Raw genomic sequence first — 18,868 nt, 5'->3', positions numbered from 1 at the left:
ATCTCGAGGCCGCCGCGCTCACCACTGGTGGGCGCGGCGGTTCTCTGCTGCCAGGAGCGCGATGGCGACCACCGCGCCGATGACGGTCTCGACCCCGCGGTCGAAGAGCAGCCCGGTCGTGGACTGCGTGCTGCCGAGCTGGCCCATGAGCAGCGCCATGGGCGTGATGACGAGCAGCGCGAAGCCGTAGTTGCGCCCGACGAGGAGCTCGGTGACGACCTGGAGCACGACGACCACGAGCACGAGTGGGACGGGGTCGAGTTCCAGCAGCAGCAGTGGGACGCTGGTGAGCAGTCCAAGGAGCGTTCCGGCGATGCGGTGCCCGGCGCGCAGGGCCTGGTGTGAGCGGCCACGCACGCTGAGGGGGGCCGCCGCCGCAACCATGGCCCACCACGGGTGACCGATGCCCAGCAGGGTGGCGATGGTGCCCGCGGCACCCACGGCAAGCAGGTAGCGCACAGGGTCCGGTCCCCCCGGCGCGCGCAGCCGCGGCCGGGTCTGGCTCGGGACGCGACCGATCACCGCGCCGACATTGCCGATGACCACGGCGAGGAGTGCGCTGGCTGCGCTGACCGCCAAGGCCACCGGGACCTCGGACCACTGCCCGGAGCCGGACGCGACCGTGCCCAGCCCGAAGATCATGAACAGCGGGCCCGAGGGGTGCCAGTCGAAGACGCCGGACACGAGGGAGCCGAGGACGGTGATGACGATGGTCCCCGCCACGAGACCCCAAGGGCCTGCCTGCAGCGCAGCGAGCACGGCGCCGAAGGTCACGGAGGTCACGAGTGCCGCTCCAGCGGTGGCCTGCATGACGGCCCGGGGGAGGTGCACGTGGTTGCGGCCGTAGAGCGAGGTGAACGCACCGAAGGCGGCGTAGGCAGCCCACGGCGTGCGGTCGAGCAGGACGACGGCGAGCAGCGGCACGGCGACGCTGAGACCGGCACGCACGGCCACCCGGTGTGAACCCGCGGGAACCGGGTTCAGTCGCAGGAGGTCAGGCCAGGCGAAGTCGAGGGTGGGTGGTCGGGAGGTGCTGTCCCGGCCATCGCTCCACATGCTCCCATCGTCGCATCGAGGTGGATTTGGTGCACCAGCCGCCGTCACGTAACCTAGGGCTACCGAGAGGCCGCAAGGTCACTCACCCGACGCGGGGTGGAGCAGCTCGGTAGCTCGCCGGGCTCATAACCCGGAGGTCGCAGGTTCAAATCCTGCCCCCGCTACTTCTCAGCAGCAGGTCAAAGGCCCTCTCCTTGCAGGAGAGGGCCTTTGCCGTTCCTCGGTCCGCCGGGAGGTGTTGGGCGCCCGGAACATGCAGTGTGACTGCCTGTGGCGAGACGGGAGGCCGAGATCCGATAGAATTGCCCAGCAACCAAGTCGGCTTGGTCGCGATCACACCACAACGGCGTGTCGTCCCGGACGACTCGCCGTTTCTTGAATCCAGCACCCGCGTGACTGCACGCGGACGTGTCCAGGAGGCACAGCATGGCCCCGCATCGTGTCGTCGTCATCGGCTCCGGCTTCGGCGGGCTCTTCGGAACCCAGGCACTCAAGCGTCGTGACGACATCGAGGTCACCCTCGTGGCCAAGACCACGCACCACCTCTTCCAGCCCCTGCTCTACCAGGTGGCGACCGGCATCCTCTCCGAGGGCGCGATCGCGCCGACCACCAGGGAGATCCTCCACCGCCAGAAGAACGCCCGGGTCATCCTCGGCACGGTCACGGGTATCGACCTCGAGGCCAAGACGGTGACGAGCGACGTGCTGGGCCGCCAGACGGTGACCCCCTTCGACACGCTCCTCGTCGCGGCAGGGGCCGGCCAGTCCTACTTCGGCAACGACCAGTTCGCCGAGTACGCCCCCGGGATGAAGAGCATCGACGACGCGCTCGAGCTGCGCGGCCGCATCTTCGGTGCGTTCGAGTGGGCCGAGCTGGCAACGTCTCCGGCCGAGCGCGACCGCTACCTCACCTTCGTCGTCGTCGGTGCCGGTCCCACCGGCGTCGAAATGGCCGGTCAGATCGCCGAGCTGGCCCAGCGCACCCTCAACCGCGACTTCAAGACCATCGACACCCGCCAGGCGCGCATCCTGCTGCTGGACGCCGCGCCACAGGTCCTGCAGGCTTTCGGTGACCGTCTCGGCGACGCGGCCAAGCGACGCCTCACGGAGATGGGTGTCGACGTCGAGCTCGGCACCAAGGTGGTCGGCGTCGACTCCACCGGTATCGACATCGAGAAGGCCGACGGGAGCCACGCACGCATCGAGGCGGCCACCAAGGTCTGGGCCGCTGGCGTGCAGGGTTCCGAGCTCGGAGCCATGCTCGCCGACCAGTCCGACGCAGAGCTCGACCGTGCGGGGCGGGTCAAGGTCAACCCCGACCTCACCCTCCCGGGTCGGCCCGACGTCTACGTCGTCGGCGACATGGCTGCCCTCGACAACCTTCCCGGCGTCGCGCAGGTGGCCATCCAGGGCGCTCGCTACGCCGCGAAGCACCTCAAGGCGCGCCTCGACGACAAGCCCGCTCCGGAGGCCTTCTCCTACTTCGACAAGGGGTCGATGGCCACGATCTCCCGCTTCAGCGCCGTCGCCAGCGTCGGGAAGCTGCGCTTCTCGGGGTTCCTCGCGTGGGTGCTGTGGCTCGGAATCCACATCGTCTACCTCATCGGCTTCAAGCAGCGCATCACCACCCTGCTGCACTGGATGGTGAGCTTCATCGGCCGCGGCCGGTCGGAGCGCACGGTCACGGCCCAGCAGATCCTGGCCCGCAACATCATGCGCAAGCTGCCGCCGGAGGACCTGCCGAGGCTGCCGCTGGTCGAGTCCGACCATGCTGCTCCGGTCGCGGCCCCCGAGCCCACCGACTCCGTGCCGTCGACCGACGAGAGGCTGCGCCGCGCCACGTAGGGTGGCGTCATGCCGCTCGACTACCCGGTGCACGAGCGCACGCTGCCCAACGGTCTGCGTGTCGTCGTCTCCCCGGACCTCAGTGTCCCCAACGTCACCGTCAACATCTGGGTGGGGGTCGGGTCGCGCCACGAGAGCGTGGGCCGCACCGGTTTCGCGCACCTCTTCGAGCACCTCATGTTCCAGGGTTCGCGGCAGGTGGCGAGCGGCGAGCACTTCGAGGCGTTGATGGCCCAGGGTGGCCGGCTCAACGCCACGACCTGGTTCGACCGCACGAACTACTTCGAGACGATCCCCAAGGGAGCGCTCGAGCTCGCTCTCTGGCTCGAGGCCGACCGGCACGGACACCTCCTCGATGCCGTCAACCAGGCCAACCTCGACAACCAGCGTGACGTGGTCAAGGAGGAGAAGCGCCAGCGCTACGACAACCAGCCCTACGGCAACGCGCTCATCGACGTCTATGCCGCGGTCTTCCCGCCGGGGCACCCCTACCACCACTCCACGATCGGCTCGATGGAGGACCTCGACGCCGCCAGCGTCGAGGACGTCCACGAGTTCTTCCGGCGCCACTACGCGCCCGACAACACCGTCCTCACCCTGTGTGGTGACGTCACCCCAGACGACGGATTCGCCCTCGTGGAGCGGTACTTCGGCTCCATCGTTCCTCGACCCGAGCCCCGGCGGGAGGCGGTCGACGCCCTCCCGCCGCTCACCCGACCGGTCAGGGTCGAGCGGCGCGAGTCCGTGCCCAACGACCGGCTGCACATCGCCTTCCGGCTCCCCGTCGACGAGACGGAGGAGTTCAGCGCCGCGAGCCTTGCCCTCGATGCACTGGGCGGGCTCGCGTCCTCACGACTGGTGCGACGCCTCGTGCGCAAGGAGCAGACCGCGTTGGGTGCACACGCCACCTCCTGGGGCTTCGTGGACGGCGTCTCGCTGGGGTTCATCGTCGTCGACGTGGACTCCGACGCCGACGCCGACGACGTGGAGGCCGCGGTGCTGGAGGAGCTCGAGACGTTCGCCCTCGAGGGCCCCACGGATGCCGAGATGGACGCCGCGCTGGCGCAGGCCGAGCGTGGCTGGCTGTCGATGCTTGCCAGCCAGGAGGAGCGAGCCGACGCGCTGTCGCACTACGCGCTCCTCCACGGTGACCCGACGATGGTCAACACCCACCTGGACCGTCTGCGCGCCGTGACCCCCGAGCAGGTGCAGGCCGCCGCCGCCACGTGGCTGCGTCCCGAGTCCCGAGCGGTCATCGCCTACCGCACCGACCACGAGAGCGAGGAGGTCGCATGAGCGCCGCCGCCGTGCCCAGGCCCGATGTCGCACCTCCCGGACCGTGGGCGTTCCCACTGCCCGACGAGTCGGTGACGGAGAACGGCATACGCGTTCTCTCGTATGCCGTCCCCGGCCAGTACGTCATCTCCGTGCGTCTCGTCGTGCCCCTGTCCCTCTCGGACGAGCCCCAGGACCGCGAGGGGGTGGCGTCGATGACGGCGCGACTGCTCGACGAGGGCACCGCCCGCCACTCGAGCGACGAGTTCGCCGAGCTGATGGAGCGCAGCGGCATGGTGCTCGGCGCCTCGGTCACCGACGGCGCGCTCAGCGTCGACCTCGACGTCCCGCAGCGCTTCCTGCCCACGGCACTCGACCTGCTGCGCCAGGCCGTGGCCGAGCCGGTCTTCCCCGAGGCAGAGGTCCGGCGCATCCTGCGCAGCCGCCTCGCCGAGATCGAGCAGGAGCGTGCGTCCGCACCCCACCGCGCCGCGCGCGAGGTGACCGCGAACCTCTGGGCCCCGACCGAGCGGGCCTCGCGCCCCACGGCTGGCACGCCGGCGTCCATCGGGGCCCTCACGCGCGAGGACGTCGTGGCTTTCCACCGCGCGCACGTCGGACCGCAGGGTGCCACCCTCGTGGTCGCGGGAGACCTTGCGGACGTGGACGTTGCGGCGGTGGTCGCCGAGGGCCTCGGCGCCTGGGCCAACCCCGAGCACGTGGTCGCCACCCCGGCGCGTCCGCCGGTGGCAGCAGGCGGTGCCACCCGCATCGTGCTCGTGGACCGGCCCGGTTCGGTGCAGAGCGAGCTGTCGCTGGCGGCCCCCGGTCCCGACCGCTCCGTCAGCACGGGCTGGGACCCCTACCCGGTGCTCTCGTTCATCGTCGGCGGGTCACCGAGTGCTCGCGTCGACGCCGTGCTGCGTGAGGACAAGGGCTACACCTACGGCATCCGCGCCAGCTTCCGGCCGCGCGCACGTGGGGGGTCGTTCGTCACCGCCGGATCGGTGCGTGCCGACGCCACGGTGGACGCCTTGCGGCTTCTCGTCGAGATCCTCGACCACGCGCGAGAGGGATTCTCCGACAAGGAGATCCGCGCCGGGGTCGACTACGTCGTGCAGACCGCCCCCGGACGCTACGCCACCGCGGACGCCGTTGCCGACGAGGCCTCGGCCCTGTCCATCGAGGGCCTGCCACTCGACTTCCAGACCGCCACGCTGCGCCGCATGAGGGACGTGGACAACGCACGTCTCACGACGGCATACAACGACGTCGTGACGGGGGAGTGGGTCATCGTGGTCGTCGGTGATGCCGCGGTGGTCCGCGAAGGGATCGAGGGGCTCGGCCTGGGGCCGGTGACCGTCGTCCCCAACTGAGGCGGTGCTTCCCGCCCGAGATGGCGGTGTCACAGACCGATGCGTGCCAGGACCTCGTCGTGGAGCAGTCCGTTGGTCGCCACGGCGTTGCCACCGAAGGGTCCGTCCTCACCCTTCAAGGAGGTGAAGCGGCCTCCGGCCTCGGTGACGATCGGCGCGAGCGCCACCATGTCGTGGAGGTTGAGCTCGGGCTCGGCGGCGATGTCGACCGCTCCCTCGGCCAGCAGCATGTAGGACCAGAAGTCGCCGTAGGCACGTTCGCGCCAGCAGTCCCGCGCGAGGTCGAGCAGGGCCTCCTGGCGGCCGACCGCCTCCCAGGACGTCGCAGAGCTGTAGGAGATCGAGGCATCGCCGATGCTCGAGACCTTCGAGACGGTGATGCGCTTGGCCGAGGTGAGGCTGCGGCCCGCCCAGGCTCCGCTGCCCGTAGCGGCCCACCACCTCCGGTTGAGGGCCGGTGCGGCCACCAGACCCAGGACGGGGCGTCCGGCATCGATCAGCCCGATGAGGGTCGCCCACACCGGGACGCCGCGCACGAAGTTGTGGGTTCCGTCGATCGGGTCGAGAACCCACTGTCGTGGGCCGTGACCCGTCGACTCCATCTCCTCACCGATGACGGCGTCGCGCGGGCGCGTGCGCTTGAGCTGTGACCTCACCAGCTCCTCGGCGCTTCTGTCGGCGTCGCTGACGAGGGTGAGGTCGGGCTTGGACTCGACGTGCAGGTCCTCGGCGCGAAAGCGAGACACCGTCACCCGTTCGACGGCGTCCGCGAGGACGTGGGCAAGTCGGAGGTCGTCGTCATAGGTCGGCACGACCGTCACCGTAGCCGCTCGCAACGGTCACAATCGGGTCTCGGGTCGGTCACGCCTCTCGTGCATGTCGCCGATGTGGTCTTACATGGGGACCGCGTGCCGTTCGAGGTATGCGTGGGCCCCCCGACCGGGACCGGCCCTCATCTGATGTCCGTTCACTTTCCCTGGGACGGCTCTACACGTAGGAGGACATCCATGCGAGGAACCACTCGCACGGTGGCCGTGGCCGGCATTTCGGCGGCAGCCCTGCTTCTCGCAGGCTGCGGCGGCGGCGGCGGCAGCGACGATGCTAAGAAGACCGACACGGCCGGCAAGACCGGCGGATCCATCTCCGTTCGTGGCTGCAACCCTGAGAACCCCCTGATCGCGGGCAACACGTCCGAGACCTGTGGTGGCAACGTGCTCGACGTCATCACGGCCAAGCTCATCAAGTACAACGACGAGACGGCTGCTCCCGAGATGGACATCGCGGAGTCGATCGAGACCACGGACAACCAGAACTTCACGGTCAAGCTCAAGAAGGACTACAAGTTCCAGGACGGCACCGTCGTCAAGGCCAAGAACTTCGTCGACGCGTGGAACTACACCGCCTACGGTCCCAATGCCCAGCTCGGCTCCTACTTCTTCGAGCCCATCGAGGGCTACGCCGACCTCCAGTCCGAGGACCCGGACGGCCCGGACGGGCCCCAGAAGGCACCCGACCCCAAGGCCAAGGAGATGTCCGGCCTCAAGGTCGTCGACGACAACACCTTCACGATCAAGACGGCAGCCAAGGTCTCCAACCTCCCGGTCCGCCTCGGCTACACGGCCTTCTCGCCCCAGCCCGACGCGTTCTTCTCCGACCCCAAGGGCTTCGGTGACAAGCCGATCGCGGCCGGCCCCTACAAGCTCGACACCTGGACCAAGAACGCCGAGATCAAGCTCTCGAAGTTCGCGGACTACAGCGGCGACAAGAAGGCCAACGTCGACAACATCACGTTCAAGATCTACCAGGACAGTGGGGCTGCCTACGCCGACGTCCTGGCCAACCAGCTCGACGTGACCGACGAGATCCCGGCCAGCGCCCAGATCGACGCCAAGTACAAGACCGACCTTCCGGACCGCAACCTCCAGAAGCCGGTCGGCGTCATCCAGACGATCACCACCGCCCCCAAGTCGGTCGACCCGAACTACCCGCCGGAGGTCCGCAAGGCCATCTCCATGGCGATCGACCGTGAGGGCATCATCAAGGCCATCTTCAACGGCACGCGTCAGCCCGCCACCGGCTGGGTCTCCCCGGTCGTCGACGGCTACAAGCCCGACGTCTGTGGAGAGTTCTGCAAGTTCGACCCCGCCAAGGCCAAGGCCCAGCTCGAGAAGGCCGGCGGTTTCAAGGGTGGCAAGATGACCCTCTCCTACAACGCTGACGCATCGCACAAGGAGTGGACCGAGGCCACCTGCAACAGCATCAAGAACGCCCTGGGTGTGGACTGTGTCGCCACCGGTGTCGTGGACTTCTCCACCTTCCGCAAGCAGATCCACGACCACAAGATGAAGGGCATGTTCCGCACCGGCTGGCAGATGGACTACCCGTCGATCGAGAACTTCCTCACGCCGATCTACGGCAAGGGTGCCTCGTCCAACGACGGCGAGTACAACAACCCGGCGTTCGACGCCAAGCTCGCCGAGGCCGCTGCTGCGACCGACGCCGCCGAGTCGAACAAGCTCTACCAGGAGGCCGAGGCCCTTCTCGCCCAGGACATGGCGTCCATCCCGCTCTGGTATGGCACCACCACCATGGGTTGGTCCGACAAGGTCACCAACGTCAAGGTCACGCCGTTCGGTGTGCCGGACTACGGGAGCATCACGCTCAAGTGATTCCCCCGTGTCGGGTGAGCAGCTGACCCGACACTCAGCAGGCTGTCGGCCTGCCGGCACTTCGCCGGCAGGCCGACAGCATGCCGGGGCATGGGCCCCGGCACAGGGGCACCGTCGCCCCCCACACCTGTGACCAGCCGAACGGCCCCCCCGCCGTCAGGTATGTTGCAGGTCTGGCTGGCCCACGAGGCCACTCTCAGACATCACGAGGCGAGCCACTGCCGTCCCGTTTGCGCCCATCCGTCACCACGGAAGGGGCCGATTGCAACCCAGGAGGTGACATGGGCAAGTACATCGTCAGGCGACTGCTGCAGATGATCCCGGTGGTACTGGGAGCAACCTTCATCATCTTCGCCATGGTCTTCGCCCTGCCCGGAGACCCGACCTCCGGCAAGTGCGGAGAACGTCCGTGCTCGGCGGAGTACGTCGCGAAGTTCCGCGAGGAGCACAACCTCAACGACCCGCTGCTCATCCAGTACGGCAAGTACCTCGGCAAGTTCGCGCAGGGCGACCTCGGCACGAACTACTACGGCATTCCCGTCAAGGAAGACCTGGCCAAGCGCTACACGATCACCGGTCGGCTCGCCATCATGGCGATCGCCTTCGAGACCTTCATCGGCATCCTCGCAGGCGTGCTCGCTGGCGTGCGAAAAGGCAGGTTCGTCGACAACCTCGTCACCGTGAGCACGCTCTTCGTCATCTCCATCCCGGTGTTCGTCATCGGGGTGTTCCTCCAGTACCTGTTCGGTATCAAGTGGGGAATCTTCCCCGCCACCGTGCCGAGCCTGGAGGCGTCCACCTTCTCGCTGATCCTGCCGGCGTTCGTGCTGGGCTCGCTCTCGGTCGCCTACGTCGCGCGACTCACGAGGACCAACCTTGTCGAGAACCTGCGCGCCGACTACGTGCGCACGGCCGTCGCCAAGGGCCTGACGAAGCGGCGCGCCGTCGGTGTGCACACCTTGCGCAACTCCCTCATCCCCGTCGTCACCTTCATCGGTGCCGACTTCGGAGCGCTCCTCGGCGGTGCCATCGTGACCGAGCGCATCTTCAACATCCAGGGAGTGGGTGGCTACATCTGGAAGGGCATCAACTCCCGCGACGGTATCGCCGTCGTCTCCACGGTGACCGTGCTCGTCATCGTCTACCTGCTCGTCAACCTGCTCGTCGACCTGCTCTACGGCGTGCTCGACCCGAGGATCAGCCATGAGTGACACCGTCGCCTCAACCGTGCAGCCTGCGGCCGTCGAAGAGGTCGGCGAGGCCCGTTCGCTCGGTCAGGACGCGTGGCGCTCCCTGCGCTCCAACGCGATGTTCTGGAGCGCAGTCCTCCTCATCGGACTCTTCGTCCTCATGTCGATCTGGCCGTCCCTGTTCACCAAGACCGACCCCTCCTTCGGCAACATCAGCAACGTGCGGGCCACCCCCAGTGCGGAGCACTGGTTCGGTACCGACACGCAGGGCTACGACATCTACGCCCGCACCATCTACGGCGCTCGCGCGTCGATCCTCGTCGGTGTGCTGGCGTCGCTGACCACCCTGCTCCTGGGCGGGGTCATCGGGGTCGTCTCCGGCTTCTACGGCCGTTGGCTCGACGCGCTCCTGTCGCGCATCACGGACATCTTCTACGCCATCCCGCTCATCCTCGGCGGGATCCTCTTCATGGCGAGCTTCCCGAACGGCCCGAACTCCAACTACTTCATCGTGGTCGGCAAGGTCGTCCTGGTCCTCACGGTGTTCGGCTGGCCCACGATCGCGCGTCTCATGCGCTCGAGCGTGCTCCAGGTCAAGCCCAACGAGTATGTCCTGGCGGCCCGCGCCCTCGGTGCGAGCCCTTGGCGGATCATCCGCTCGCACATCCTGCCCAACGCGCTGGCCCCGGCGATCGTCGTCGCGACGATCAACCTCGGTGTCTTCATCGTGGTGGAGGCCACCCTGTCGTTCCTCGGCATCGGCCTGACGCCTCCGGCGATCTCCTGGGGTGTGGCGATCAGCGACGCGCTGAGCTCGATCCGCACCTACCCGCACGTCCTCTTCTTCCCCAGTCTGTTCCTCAGCCTCGCGGTGCTGGCGTTCATCCTTCTCGGCGATGCCGTGCGGGACGCCTTCGACCCGAAGTCCCGATGAGCAGGAGGAGCCACCAGTGAGCACCAGCACCACCAAGTCCGCCATCCCGGAGTCCAACTACAAGGCCGGCGCCGACGGCCTGCTCCTCGAGGTCGAGGACCTCTTCGTCGAGTTCCACACCCCCGAGGGTGTCGCCAGGGCGATCAACGGCGTCTCCTTCGACCTGCGTCAGGGAGAGACCCTCGCGATCCTCGGTGAGTCGGGGTCGGGCAAGTCGGTGACCGCGCAGGCGATCATGGGCATCCTCGACATGCCGCCTGCGGTCATCCCGTCCGGAGCGATCCGCTACTGCGGCCAGGACCTCCTGACCATGAACCAGGAGCAGCGCCGCAAGTCGCGCGGCCCGGAGATCTCGATGATCTTCCAGGACGCGCTGAGCTCGCTCAACCCGACCTTCCCGGTCGGGTGGCAGATCGGTGAGATGTTCCGTCAGCACCGGGGCATGAACCGCTCCGACGCGTACGCCCAGGCCGTGCGCCTCATGGAGCGGGTCGCGATCCCCGGAGCCAAGGACCGGGTCAAGAACTACCCGCACCAGTTCTCGGGCGGTATGCGCCAGCGCATCATGATCGCCATGGCCATCGCGCTCGACCCGGCAGTCCTCATCGCCGACGAGCCGACGACCGCGCTCGACGTGACCGTCCAGGCTCAGATCATGGCCCTGCTCGCTGAGCTCCAGGAGGAGCGCCAGATGGGCCTGATCCTCATCACGCACGACCTCGGCGTCGTCGCCGACGTGGCCGACCGTGCTGCCGTCATGTATGCCGGCCGCATCGTCGCGCGGGCCGGGATCGAGGACCTCTACGCCCACCCGGCGCACCCCTACACCCGTGGGCTGCTGGAGTCGATCCCGCGACTGGACCAGAAGGGCCAGACGCTGGCGGCCATCGGTGGGCTCCCGCCCAACCTCACCCGCATCCCCTCGGGCTGCACGTTCCACCCGCGCTGCCGCATGGCCCAGGACATCTGCCGCACCGAGGAGCCCGCGCTGCGCACCGTCGGGAACCAGCAGTCCGCCTGCCACTTCGCCGAGGAGGTCCTCAATGGCTGACGTCATCCTGAAGGCTGACGACCTGTACAAGCACTACCCGATCAAGGGTGGTGTCCTGCGCACGACGACCGGTCACGTCAAGGCGGTCGACGGCGTCTCCTTCGAGCTGCACCGTGGTGAGACGCTCGGCATCGTCGGCGAGTCCGGTTGTGGCAAGTCCACGCTGGGCCGCGTGCTGATGCGTCTCGAGGAGCCCACCTCGGGCACCGTGAACTTCGACGGCGTCGACATGTACTCGCAGGGTGGCTCCGCGATGCGCAAGCTGCGTCGCGACATCCAGATCGTGTTCCAGGACCCCTACACGTCGCTCAACCCGCGCAAGACGGTCGGCGACATCATCGGTGAGCCCTTCGAGATCCACCCCGACGTCGTGCCCAAGGGTGGTCGCAAGGCGGCCGTCAAGGAGCTCCTCGACCTGGTGGGCCTCAACCCCGAGCACATCAACCGCTACCCGCACCAGTTCTCCGGTGGTCAGCGTCAGCGCATCGGTATCGCCCGCGGTATCGCCCTGCGCCCCAAGGTGCTCATCTGTGACGAGCCGGTCTCGGCCCTCGACGTCTCGGTGCAGGCGCAGGTCATCAACCTCATGGAGAAGCTGCAGGACGAGCTGGGCCTGTCCTACATCTTCATCGCCCACGACCTCTCCGTCGTCCGGCACATCTCCGACCGCGTCGGAGTCATGTACCTCGGACGGATGGTCGAGCTCGGCACCGAGGAGGAGATCTACCAGCGGCCGACCCACCCCTACACGCAGGCACTCCTCTCGGCGGTGCCGGTCCCGGACCCGACGATGCGTGGCAAGCGTGAGCAGATCGTGCTCTCCGGCGACGTGCCCTCGCCGGCCAACCCGCCGTCGGGGTGCCGCTTCCACACCCGGTGCTTCAAGGCGCAGGAGCGCTGCTCGGTCGACGACCCGGAGCTCATGGATCGCCCGGACGGGGCAGGTGCGCACCGTTCGGCCTGTCACTTCGCCGAGCCGCGGGTCATCGTGGAGACGATCGACGTCTCCGACCTCGTCCCTGACTCCCGTTACGCGTCCACCGACGTCATCGATGAGGACGCGTTCACGGACGATGACGGGGTGGCGCCCGCCGATGCGGCAACCATGGCCGACCGCTCCCACGCCATGGGGGAGTCGGAGGGTCCGTTGGACCGCCCGAACGACATCCACACGATGATCGATGACGACCCGGCGGAGAAGCGCGACCCCCGCGCCTGACCGGTCGAGACACGCAACAGGTATGCCGTCCGCTCAGGTGAGCGGACGGCATACCTGTTGTCCGGTTCTCCGACGAACTGTGCCGTCAGTCACCCGTCTGTGGATGGCGGGTGCGCAGCAGCCGCCGCAGCGACTCCAGCCGTGAGGGGCCGGACGGGCCTGCGTGGCCCTGTGCCACCCAGGCGTCCAGCGCGCACTCCTCCTCGTCGTGGGTGCAGCCGCGGGGACATCCGTCAGTGCCCGCCTCGAGCTCCGGGAAGTGGGTGACGATGCGCTCGGGGTCGACGTGGGCGAGGCCGAAGGACCTGATGCCGGGGGTGTCGATGACCCAGCCGCCGCCGTCCGGGAGCCGCAGGGCCACGGCCGAGGTCGACGTGTGCCGTCCCCGCCCGGTCACGTCGTTGACGACGCCGACGGCGCGATAGGCGCCCGGCACGAGGGCGTTGACGAGCGTGGACTTGCCGACGCCGGAGTGACCGACGAGGACGCTCACGTGCCCGCGCAGCGCGTCACGCACGGCGTCGAGCCCGTCGGTTCCGTCGCGGTCGGTCGTCGCCGTGATCACCGCGGGCACCTCCAGCGGTGCGTAGTTCTCGAGGAACGGCGCCGGGTCGGCCAGGTCGGCCTTGGTCAGTGCGAGCAGCGGTGACATCCCTGCGTCGTAGGCAGCCACGAGGCAGCGGTCGATCAGCCGGGGCCGTGGTTCGGGGTTGGCCAGTGCGCACACCACGACGAGCTGGTCGGCGTTGGCGACGATGACCCGCTCGACGGGGTCGGTGTCGTCGGCGGTGCGCCGCAGGAGCGTGCGGCGCTTCTCGACCCGGACGATGCGTCCGAGGGCATCGGGGCTGCCGGAGGTGTCGCCCACCACGAACACGTCGTCACCGACGACGATCCCCTTGCGCCCCAGCTCACGCGCCCGCATGGTGAGCGCCGTGCGCTCGTCGCCGGAGCCCGGCTCCATGAGGACGGTGTAGCGGCCGCGGTCCACCCCGATCACCATGCCGGGCACGGCATCGAGGTGCGCGGGCCGGTCCTTGGAGCGTGGCCGCGTGCCCCTCTTGTTGGGACGGATCCGGACGTCGGACTCGTCGTAGTCGCTCGTGGCTCGCGCCATCAGGCTGTGCGTCCCTGTGCCGCCGACCGGCCGAGCATGCCGGTCCACAGCTCGGGGAACGTGGGCAAGGTCTTGGCGACGGTCCCGATGTCCTCGATGACGAGTCCAGGGACGGCGAGACCCATCACCGCGGCGGCCATGACCATGCGGTGGTCACCGTAGGTGTGGAAGGTCGTGGCTGACAGCTGCGCGCGCGGAGCAGGCCGGATGTGCAGCCCGTCCTCGGTCTCGGTGACCTCGGTCCCGAGCGCGCCGAGCTCTCGCGCGAGAGCGGCGAGGCGATCGGTCTCGTGACCGCGGATGTGGGCCACGCCCCTGATGAGGGTGGGCCCGTGAGCGAGGGCTGCGAGCGCCGCCACGACCGGTGTGAGCTCGCTGGCGTCGTGCAGGTCCACGTCGACCCCGCCGAACCCGTCCACCGCACTCACGGTGAGACCGTCACGGGCCAGCGTGACGTCAGCACCCATCTCGTCGAGCAGGTCGCGGATCAGGTCCCCCGCCTGGGTCGTGTGCTGGGGCCAGCCCGGCACCCGCACCCGACCGCCGGTGACGAGCGCTGCGGCGAGGAACGGTGCGGCGTTGGAGAGGTCGGGCTCGATCTGCACGTCGAGCGGGTTGAGCGGGCCGGGCTCCACCCTCCACGTGTTGGTCTCGCTGTCGTCGACGTCGGCCCCGGCGTCGCGCAGTGCTTCCACGGTCATGTCGATGTGGGGTTGGCTCGGTACCGGTGGGCCGTCGTGGAGGATCGTCACGCCGTCGTCGTAGTGCGCAGCGGAGAGCAGCAGCGCGGAGATGAACTGGGAGGACGCCGACGCGTCGAGCGTCACGGCACCTCCACGGACCGAGCCGGAACCGTGGACGGTGAAGGGGAGGGTGCCCCGGCCGTCGTCCTCGATGCGCACGCCCAGAGTGCGAAGTGCCTCCAGGGCCGGACCCATGGGGCGCGTGCGAGCGTGGGGGTCACCGTCGAACCGCACGGGGCCGCGAGCCATGGCGGCCAGCGGCGGCACGAACCTCATGACGGTGCCCGCGAGGCCACAGTCGACCGCCGCGTCACCGACGGCGTCACCGGGGGTGACGAGCCAGTCCTCGCCGTCGACGTCCTCGACACCGACACCCAGCCCACGCAGAGCGTCGCTCATGAGCAGGGTGTCCCGAGAACGCAGCGGGGACCTCAGTCGGGAGACGCCCCCGGCACGCGCCGCAAGGATGAGGAAGCGGTTGGTCAGGGACTTGCTGCCGGGGAGGTCGACGATCGCGTCGACCGGACCCTCGGCGGTTGGGCTGGTCCAGTCAGGGGAGGGCATTCTGTGCCTGGGCCGCCTTCAGTCGGGCCTCACGACGGGCGGCCTTGGCCACGTGCCGGGCCTGCCGCTTGGTCGTGCGGGCGGTGCGGTGCGCGCTCTCGCTGGCGAGGTGCGCGCGGTAGGCCAGGCTGGGCTTGCCTGCCGTGTCGACCGCAGCCAGGAGCAGGCCGCCGAGCAGGCCGAGGTTCTTGAGGAACTGGATCTTCTGCTGGGCTCGCTTCTGCGGGTCCGACTCCTTCCAGAACGGGTGAGCGGCAACCGTGGTGGGCACGAGCGATCCGGCGAGGATGGTGGAGGCGATGCGCGGCACATGCCCCGTGGCCAGGAGCGCCCCGCCACCGACCATGGCAACGCCGTTGGCGCGCACGAGGAGCTCGGGGTCATCTGGCAGGCCGATCTTGCTCGCGTGCTCGAGCACCGGGCGCGCGGCCTTGGCCTTGGCTCCGGGGTGCTTGAGCTGGTCGAGACCGCCCATGACGAACATGGCGGCGAGCATCGGACGGGCGACGCGGCGCACGAGTGACATGTGTCCTCCTCAGGGTTGAAAGGGATCGTTGACCTGCACCCACCGTAGTTGGTGGGCCCGCAGCCGTGTCCTGAAGGGCCGAGCCCATCGGGGCGCCGACTCGTGGACGTGCGTAGATTTGGCGACATGTGCGGGCGCTATGCGGCCACGGCCAACCCAGACGAGCTGACCCTCGAGTTCGAGGTGGACGAGGACCGCTCCGCCGAGCCCACTCGCAGCGTCCTCGTCAACCCCCAGTCGCCGCCTCCCGGCACGCCGGACACCAACATGGCGCCGACGAAGCAGGCTCCGGTCGTCCTCACGAGGACTCCGAGGGGCGAGGACGACGCACCCCCCAGCCGTCAGCTGCGCCTGCTGACCTGGGGACTCGTCCCCAGCTGGTCCAAGGACCCGAAGTCGGGTGTGCGCATGATCAACGCCCGTGCCGAGTCGGTGCTGGACAAGCCGGCCTACGCCAAGGCAGCGGCCCGCAGGCGTTGCCTCGTCCCGGCGCGTGGGTGGTACGAGTGGCAGGTCTCCCCGACCGCCACCGATGCCAAGGGCAAGCCGCTCAAGCAGCCGTTCTTCACCTCGCGTGACGACGGTGAGAGCTGCGCGCTCGCGGGCCTCTACGAGTTCTGGCGCGACCCGGCGGTCGCCGACAACGACGACCCGGCCGCGTGGCTCACGACGTTCACGATCATCACCTCCGAGGCGGAGCCGGGCCTGGACCGCATCCATGACCGGCAGCCCCTCGTCCTCGACCGGGCCGACTGGCAGGCGTGGCTCGACCCCGAGCTCACCGACCCCGCGCACGTTGCCGCCCTGCTGGAGCCTCGACCGCCCGGTCGCTTCACGGCATACCCCGTCTCGCGGGCGGTGAGCAGCAACCGGTCCAACGGTCCTCAGCTCCTGGACCCGCTGCCGGAGTCCGAGCTGCACGGGGTCGTGGACCCGATGACCGGCGAGATCCTCGGCTCACCGTCGTGACGACCCGCCGGCTGGTCGAGGTCGACACTCCACTCGGTCCCGCCCACGCCCACGTCGTCCGGCCGGTTCGCGCTCGCGGGACCGTGGTCCTCACCCATGGTGCGAGTGGCCGGCTCGGGGGAGCCGACCTCATGGCCGTGCGTGACGGACTCGTCGAGAGCGGCTGGGCCGTGGCGTTCGTGCAGCAGGCGTGGGGCGTGGCCGGACGGCGTATGCCGCCGCGTCCCGTCTCGCAGGACGCGGCCTGGTTGCCGGTGGTCCGGTCCCTGCGCAGCGGGCGCGGTCGGCTGCCCGGCCCGTTGGTCCTGTCGGGCAAGAGCAACGGCGCCCGGGTCAGCTGTCGCACCGCGGCCGACCTCGGTGCGGACGCGGTGCTCTGCCTGTCCTTCCCCCTGCACCCGCCCGGCCGGCCCGAGGTCTCGCGGGCGCAGGAGCTGCGAGCTCCGCTCACGGCGGGCATCGCTCTGCACGTGGTCCAGGGCGAGCGCGACCCGTTCGGCAGCCCCGGTGAGGTGCGCGCCGAGCTGGACGACCCGGCATACGTCACCGCCGTCCAGGGCGAGCACACGATCAGGGTGACGGGTCCGCTCGTCGAGGCGGCACGGGTGTTCCTCGAGTCGGTCGGCTGAGGGCAGGAGCACCCCGGACGGACATGCGGGAATGGCGCCACGACGCCGCCTGTTGACATCCATGTCCACGCACCACCACAGAGGTGCGCCCTGCCATCGAGAGGCCTGTCCGTGCTCGTGCTGCACACGACGTCGCCCGCAGAGACGGGTCTAGGGTGGAGTGCGATGACCACACCACAGACCACCAACGACGAGCCCACGGTAGACGTCGCGACCGAGACTCCCGAGGAGCGGCAGGCTCGCTTCGAGGCAGAGGCGCTGCCGCTGCTCGACCAGCTCTATGCCGCCGCGATGCGCACGACGCGCAACCCGGCCGACGCGGAGGACCTGCTCCAGGAGACCTACGCGAAGGCGTTCGCCGCCTTCCACCAGTTCAAGCCGGGGACGAACCTGCGCGCCTGGATGTACCGCATCCTCACCAACACCTACATCAACACCTACCGCAAGAAGCAGCGCGAGCCCCTGCAGTCCGACGCCTCCGAGGTCGAGGACTACCAGCTGGCCCGGGCGGAGTCGCACACGAGCAGCGGCCTGAAGTCCGCCGAGGCGCAGGCGCTCGACCACCTGCCCGACTCCGAGATCAAGCGGGCGCTGCAGGACCTGCCCGAGGACTTCCGGATGGCGGTCTACCTCGCCGACGTCGAGGGCTTCGCCTACAAGGAGATCGCTGAGATCATGGGAACGCCCATTGGCACCGTGATGTCGCGGCTGCACCGCGGTCGGCGCCAGCTGCGCGAAATGCTGACGGAGTATGCCGCCGAGCGCGGCTTCGGCAAGGAGGTCCGATCGTGAACGAGAGCCAAGGGAATGAGACGCACTCCCAGTCACACGCGGAGTGCTCCGAGGTCCTGCACCGGATCTACGAGTACCTCGACGGGGAGATGCAGCCGGCCGACGTGGCCCGGGTCGCCGAGCACCTCGAGGCCTGTGGTCCCTGCCTGCACGAGCACGACCTCGACCGGGCAGTCAAGGCTGCGGTCCGTCGGTCGTCCGCGCCGGAGCACTGCCCGGACCAGCTCCGGGTGCAGGTGCTGGAGCGCATCACGATGGTCCGGCTCGAGCTCGACCGCTGACCCGTCTCAGGCGGTCGCCGACCGCGGCCCGGCCGGGGACCGGCACTGGTCAGCTCTCGAACACGTCGAAGGGGCGACCACCGTGTGGTGGCCGCCCCTTCGGCGTCTGCTGCGCAGTGCTCAGGCGTTGGGCTTGCGGCCGTGGTTGGCCTTGTTGCCCTTGCGCGAGCGGCGCTTGCGGGCGCGCTTGCTCATGGGTGCTCCTCAAGTCTTGGGATGGGCCGACAACCACGGGGCCTGAGTCATGTCCTGGCCCCACAGATCACGGGTTCGTCACTAACAGTGTCTCATACCCCCAACGCATGGCAGGATAGAGCCACCAGTCCCGGCTTCCCTGGCCGTGACACGTGAAAGGTTCTCTCATGCGCGCTCTCCGCCTCACCGCTGCCGCCGTCGTGCTGGCCGCTCTGTCCATCCTTGGTACCTCCGCCGCCCAGGCGGCCGACGGCACGGCGACTGCCAAGACCTCCGTGGTCCAGTTCGCCGGCTGGCAGTGGTAAGCCCTCAGACGCTGCGGTGATGCCGGAGTCCACGACTCCGGCATCCGCCCGTTCGGCCACGCGGATCTACATTGCGGCTTCGGTCCTGGTTGCGCTGGGACTCGGCTGCTTCTGCTACCTGAGGTACGGCTG

Annotated in this window: 19 protein-coding genes and 1 tRNA gene; 14 read left to right on the top strand and 6 right to left on the bottom strand. The window is 69.0% G+C overall.

All coding sequences use genetic code 11. The annotated features are described in order from the left end of the window. Window positions 1-18 precede the first annotated feature (18 nt). Entirely contained in the window at window positions 19-1,056 is a 1,038-nt protein-coding gene (locus ASG74_RS06270) for an FUSC family protein (RefSeq protein ID WP_056140330.1), read from the bottom strand. A 90-nt stretch (window positions 1,057-1,146) separates the two neighbouring features. Between ASG74_RS06270 and ASG74_RS06265 the strand changes: the two genes are divergently transcribed. From ASG74_RS06265 to ASG74_RS06250, 4 genes are all read left to right on the top strand, one after another. Next, window positions 1,147-1,220 (top strand) — tRNA-Met (locus tag ASG74_RS06265). 262 nt (window positions 1,221-1,482) lie between these two features. Next, window positions 1,483-2,901: an NAD(P)/FAD-dependent oxidoreductase gene (locus ASG74_RS06260; RefSeq protein ID WP_056140328.1), complete on the top strand. Its 1,419-nt coding sequence runs from the start codon at window positions 1,483-1,485 to the stop codon at window positions 2,899-2,901. Between the two features lie 9 nt (window positions 2,902-2,910). Further along, window positions 2,911-4,197, top strand: coding sequence for a M16 family metallopeptidase (locus ASG74_RS06255; protein WP_056140325.1), 1,287 nt, complete (start codon window positions 2,911-2,913; stop codon window positions 4,195-4,197). Continuing rightward, entirely contained in the window at window positions 4,194-5,552 is a 1,359-nt protein-coding gene (locus ASG74_RS06250; protein ID WP_056140321.1) for a M16 family metallopeptidase, read from the top strand. The genes ASG74_RS06255 and ASG74_RS06250 overlap by 4 nt, the downstream gene beginning before the upstream one ends. 29 nt (window positions 5,553-5,581) lie before the next feature. On the opposite strand, the gene hisN is transcribed toward ASG74_RS06250, so the two are convergent. Next, on the bottom strand, window positions 5,582-6,364 hold the full coding sequence (gene hisN, locus ASG74_RS06245) for a histidinol-phosphatase (protein ID WP_056143218.1): 783 nt from the start codon (window positions 6,362-6,364) through the stop codon (window positions 5,582-5,584). 195 nt (window positions 6,365-6,559) lie between these two features. On the opposite strand from hisN, the gene ASG74_RS06240 reads away from it, so the two are divergent. From ASG74_RS06240 to ASG74_RS06220, 5 genes are all read left to right on the top strand, one after another. Beyond that, entirely contained in the window at window positions 6,560-8,221 is a 1,662-nt protein-coding gene (locus ASG74_RS06240) for a peptide ABC transporter substrate-binding protein (RefSeq protein ID WP_056140319.1), read from the top strand. Window positions 8,222-8,502: 281 nt separating this feature from the next. Beyond that, window positions 8,503-9,432, top strand: a complete 930-nt coding sequence (locus ASG74_RS06235) for an ABC transporter permease (RefSeq protein WP_056140316.1) — start codon at window positions 8,503-8,505, stop codon at window positions 9,430-9,432. Beyond that, window positions 9,425-10,345, top strand: a complete 921-nt coding sequence (locus ASG74_RS06230) for an ABC transporter permease (protein ID WP_056140305.1) — start codon at window positions 9,425-9,427, stop codon at window positions 10,343-10,345. Before ASG74_RS06235 ends, ASG74_RS06230 begins: the two co-directional genes overlap by 8 nt. A gap of 16 nt (window positions 10,346-10,361) precedes the next feature. Beyond that, window positions 10,362-11,396, top strand: coding sequence for an ABC transporter ATP-binding protein (locus ASG74_RS06225; protein WP_056140302.1), 1,035 nt, complete (start codon window positions 10,362-10,364; stop codon window positions 11,394-11,396). Beyond that, window positions 11,389-12,615, top strand: coding sequence for an ABC transporter ATP-binding protein (locus tag ASG74_RS06220; RefSeq protein WP_056140300.1), 1,227 nt, complete (start codon window positions 11,389-11,391; stop codon window positions 12,613-12,615). The genes ASG74_RS06225 and ASG74_RS06220 overlap by 8 nt, the downstream gene beginning before the upstream one ends. 85 nt (window positions 12,616-12,700) lie before the next feature. On the opposite strand, the gene rsgA is transcribed toward ASG74_RS06220, so the two are convergent. From rsgA to ASG74_RS06205, 3 genes are read right to left on the bottom strand one after another with little or no spacing between them, the layout of a single operon-like run. Beyond that, entirely contained in the window at window positions 12,701-13,732 is a 1,032-nt protein-coding gene (gene rsgA / locus ASG74_RS06215) for a ribosome small subunit-dependent GTPase A (RefSeq protein ID WP_056140299.1), read from the bottom strand. Next, window positions 13,732-15,039, bottom strand: coding sequence for a 3-phosphoshikimate 1-carboxyvinyltransferase (aroA, locus tag ASG74_RS06210; RefSeq protein WP_056140295.1), 1,308 nt, complete (start codon window positions 15,037-15,039; stop codon window positions 13,732-13,734). Before aroA ends, rsgA begins: the two co-directional genes overlap by 1 nt. Then, the gene (locus ASG74_RS06205) at window positions 15,026-15,565 is read right to left on the bottom strand and encodes a DoxX family protein (protein WP_056140292.1); all 540 of its coding nucleotides are present in this window, start codon (window positions 15,563-15,565) and stop codon (window positions 15,026-15,028) included. Before ASG74_RS06205 ends, aroA begins: the two co-directional genes overlap by 14 nt. Before the next feature lie 126 nt (window positions 15,566-15,691). Here ASG74_RS06205 and ASG74_RS06200 point away from each other — a divergent pair, with 126 nt between their 5' ends. From ASG74_RS06200 to rsrA, 4 genes are all read left to right on the top strand, one after another. After that, the gene (locus tag ASG74_RS06200) at window positions 15,692-16,534 is read left to right on the top strand and encodes an SOS response-associated peptidase (protein WP_056140291.1); all 843 of its coding nucleotides are present in this window, start codon (window positions 15,692-15,694) and stop codon (window positions 16,532-16,534) included. Continuing rightward, the gene (locus ASG74_RS06195; protein WP_056140288.1) at window positions 16,531-17,163 is read left to right on the top strand and encodes an alpha/beta hydrolase family protein; all 633 of its coding nucleotides are present in this window, start codon (window positions 16,531-16,533) and stop codon (window positions 17,161-17,163) included. Before ASG74_RS06200 ends, ASG74_RS06195 begins: the two co-directional genes overlap by 4 nt. A gap of 165 nt (window positions 17,164-17,328) precedes the next feature. Further along, entirely contained in the window at window positions 17,329-17,955 is a 627-nt protein-coding gene (locus ASG74_RS06190) for a sigma-70 family RNA polymerase sigma factor (RefSeq protein WP_056140287.1), read from the top strand. Beyond that, on the top strand, window positions 17,952-18,236 hold the full coding sequence (rsrA, locus tag ASG74_RS06185) for a mycothiol system anti-sigma-R factor (protein WP_056140284.1): 285 nt from the start codon (window positions 17,952-17,954) through the stop codon (window positions 18,234-18,236). Before ASG74_RS06190 ends, rsrA begins: the two co-directional genes overlap by 4 nt. Before the next feature lie 120 nt (window positions 18,237-18,356). Here rsrA and ASG74_RS17935 read toward each other — a convergent pair whose 3' ends face one another. Next, entirely contained in the window at window positions 18,357-18,431 is a 75-nt protein-coding gene (locus ASG74_RS17935) for a 50S ribosomal protein bL37 (RefSeq protein ID WP_009775747.1), read from the bottom strand. Window positions 18,432-18,598: 167 nt separating this feature from the next. Here ASG74_RS17935 and ASG74_RS17115 point away from each other — a divergent pair, with 167 nt between their 5' ends. After that, complete coding sequence (locus ASG74_RS17115; protein WP_156465303.1) at window positions 18,599-18,736, top strand: hypothetical protein; 138 nt, start codon at window positions 18,599-18,601, stop codon at window positions 18,734-18,736. Window positions 18,737-18,868 lie beyond the last annotated feature (132 nt).

Origin of the sequence: Knoellia sp. Soil729, from assembly GCF_001427985.1 — a bacterium.
Taxonomy (GTDB): domain Bacteria; phylum Actinomycetota; class Actinomycetes; order Actinomycetales; family Dermatophilaceae; genus Knoellia.
Note: the sequence above shows the minus strand (reverse complement) of the source record. Positions and strands in the feature narration are given on the sequence as shown.

Excerpts from the sequence above, each read along its gene's own strand:
- aroA (WP_056140295.1), bottom strand. The coding sequence starts at position 15,039 with ATGCCCTCCCCTGACTGGACCAGCCCAACCGCCGAGGGTCCGGTCGAC.
- ASG74_RS06190 (WP_056140287.1), top strand. The coding sequence starts at position 17,329 with ATGACCACACCACAGACCACCAACGACGAGCCCACGGTAGACGTCGCG.
- ASG74_RS06250 (WP_056140321.1), top strand. The coding sequence starts at position 4,194 with ATGAGCGCCGCCGCCGTGCCCAGGCCCGATGTCGCACCTCCCGGACCG.
- ASG74_RS06200 (WP_056140291.1), top strand. The coding sequence starts at position 15,692 with ATGTGCGGGCGCTATGCGGCCACGGCCAACCCAGACGAGCTGACCCTC.
- ASG74_RS06260 (WP_056140328.1), top strand. The coding sequence starts at position 1,483 with ATGGCCCCGCATCGTGTCGTCGTCATCGGCTCCGGCTTCGGCGGGCTC.
- ASG74_RS06235 (WP_056140316.1), top strand. The coding sequence starts at position 8,503 with ATGGGCAAGTACATCGTCAGGCGACTGCTGCAGATGATCCCGGTGGTA.
- ASG74_RS06270 (WP_056140330.1), bottom strand. The coding sequence starts at position 1,056 with ATGTGGAGCGATGGCCGGGACAGCACCTCCCGACCACCCACCCTCGAC.
- ASG74_RS06255 (WP_056140325.1), top strand. The coding sequence starts at position 2,911 with ATGCCGCTCGACTACCCGGTGCACGAGCGCACGCTGCCCAACGGTCTG.
- ASG74_RS06220 (WP_056140300.1), top strand. The coding sequence starts at position 11,389 with ATGGCTGACGTCATCCTGAAGGCTGACGACCTGTACAAGCACTACCCG.
- ASG74_RS17115 (WP_156465303.1), top strand. The coding sequence starts at position 18,599 with ATGCGCGCTCTCCGCCTCACCGCTGCCGCCGTCGTGCTGGCCGCTCTG.
- ASG74_RS06205 (WP_056140292.1), bottom strand. The coding sequence starts at position 15,565 with ATGTCACTCGTGCGCCGCGTCGCCCGTCCGATGCTCGCCGCCATGTTC.
- ASG74_RS06230 (WP_056140305.1), top strand. The coding sequence starts at position 9,425 with ATGAGTGACACCGTCGCCTCAACCGTGCAGCCTGCGGCCGTCGAAGAG.
- ASG74_RS06240 (WP_056140319.1), top strand. The coding sequence starts at position 6,560 with ATGCGAGGAACCACTCGCACGGTGGCCGTGGCCGGCATTTCGGCGGCA.
- rsgA (WP_056140299.1), bottom strand. The coding sequence starts at position 13,732 with ATGGCGCGAGCCACGAGCGACTACGACGAGTCCGACGTCCGGATCCGT.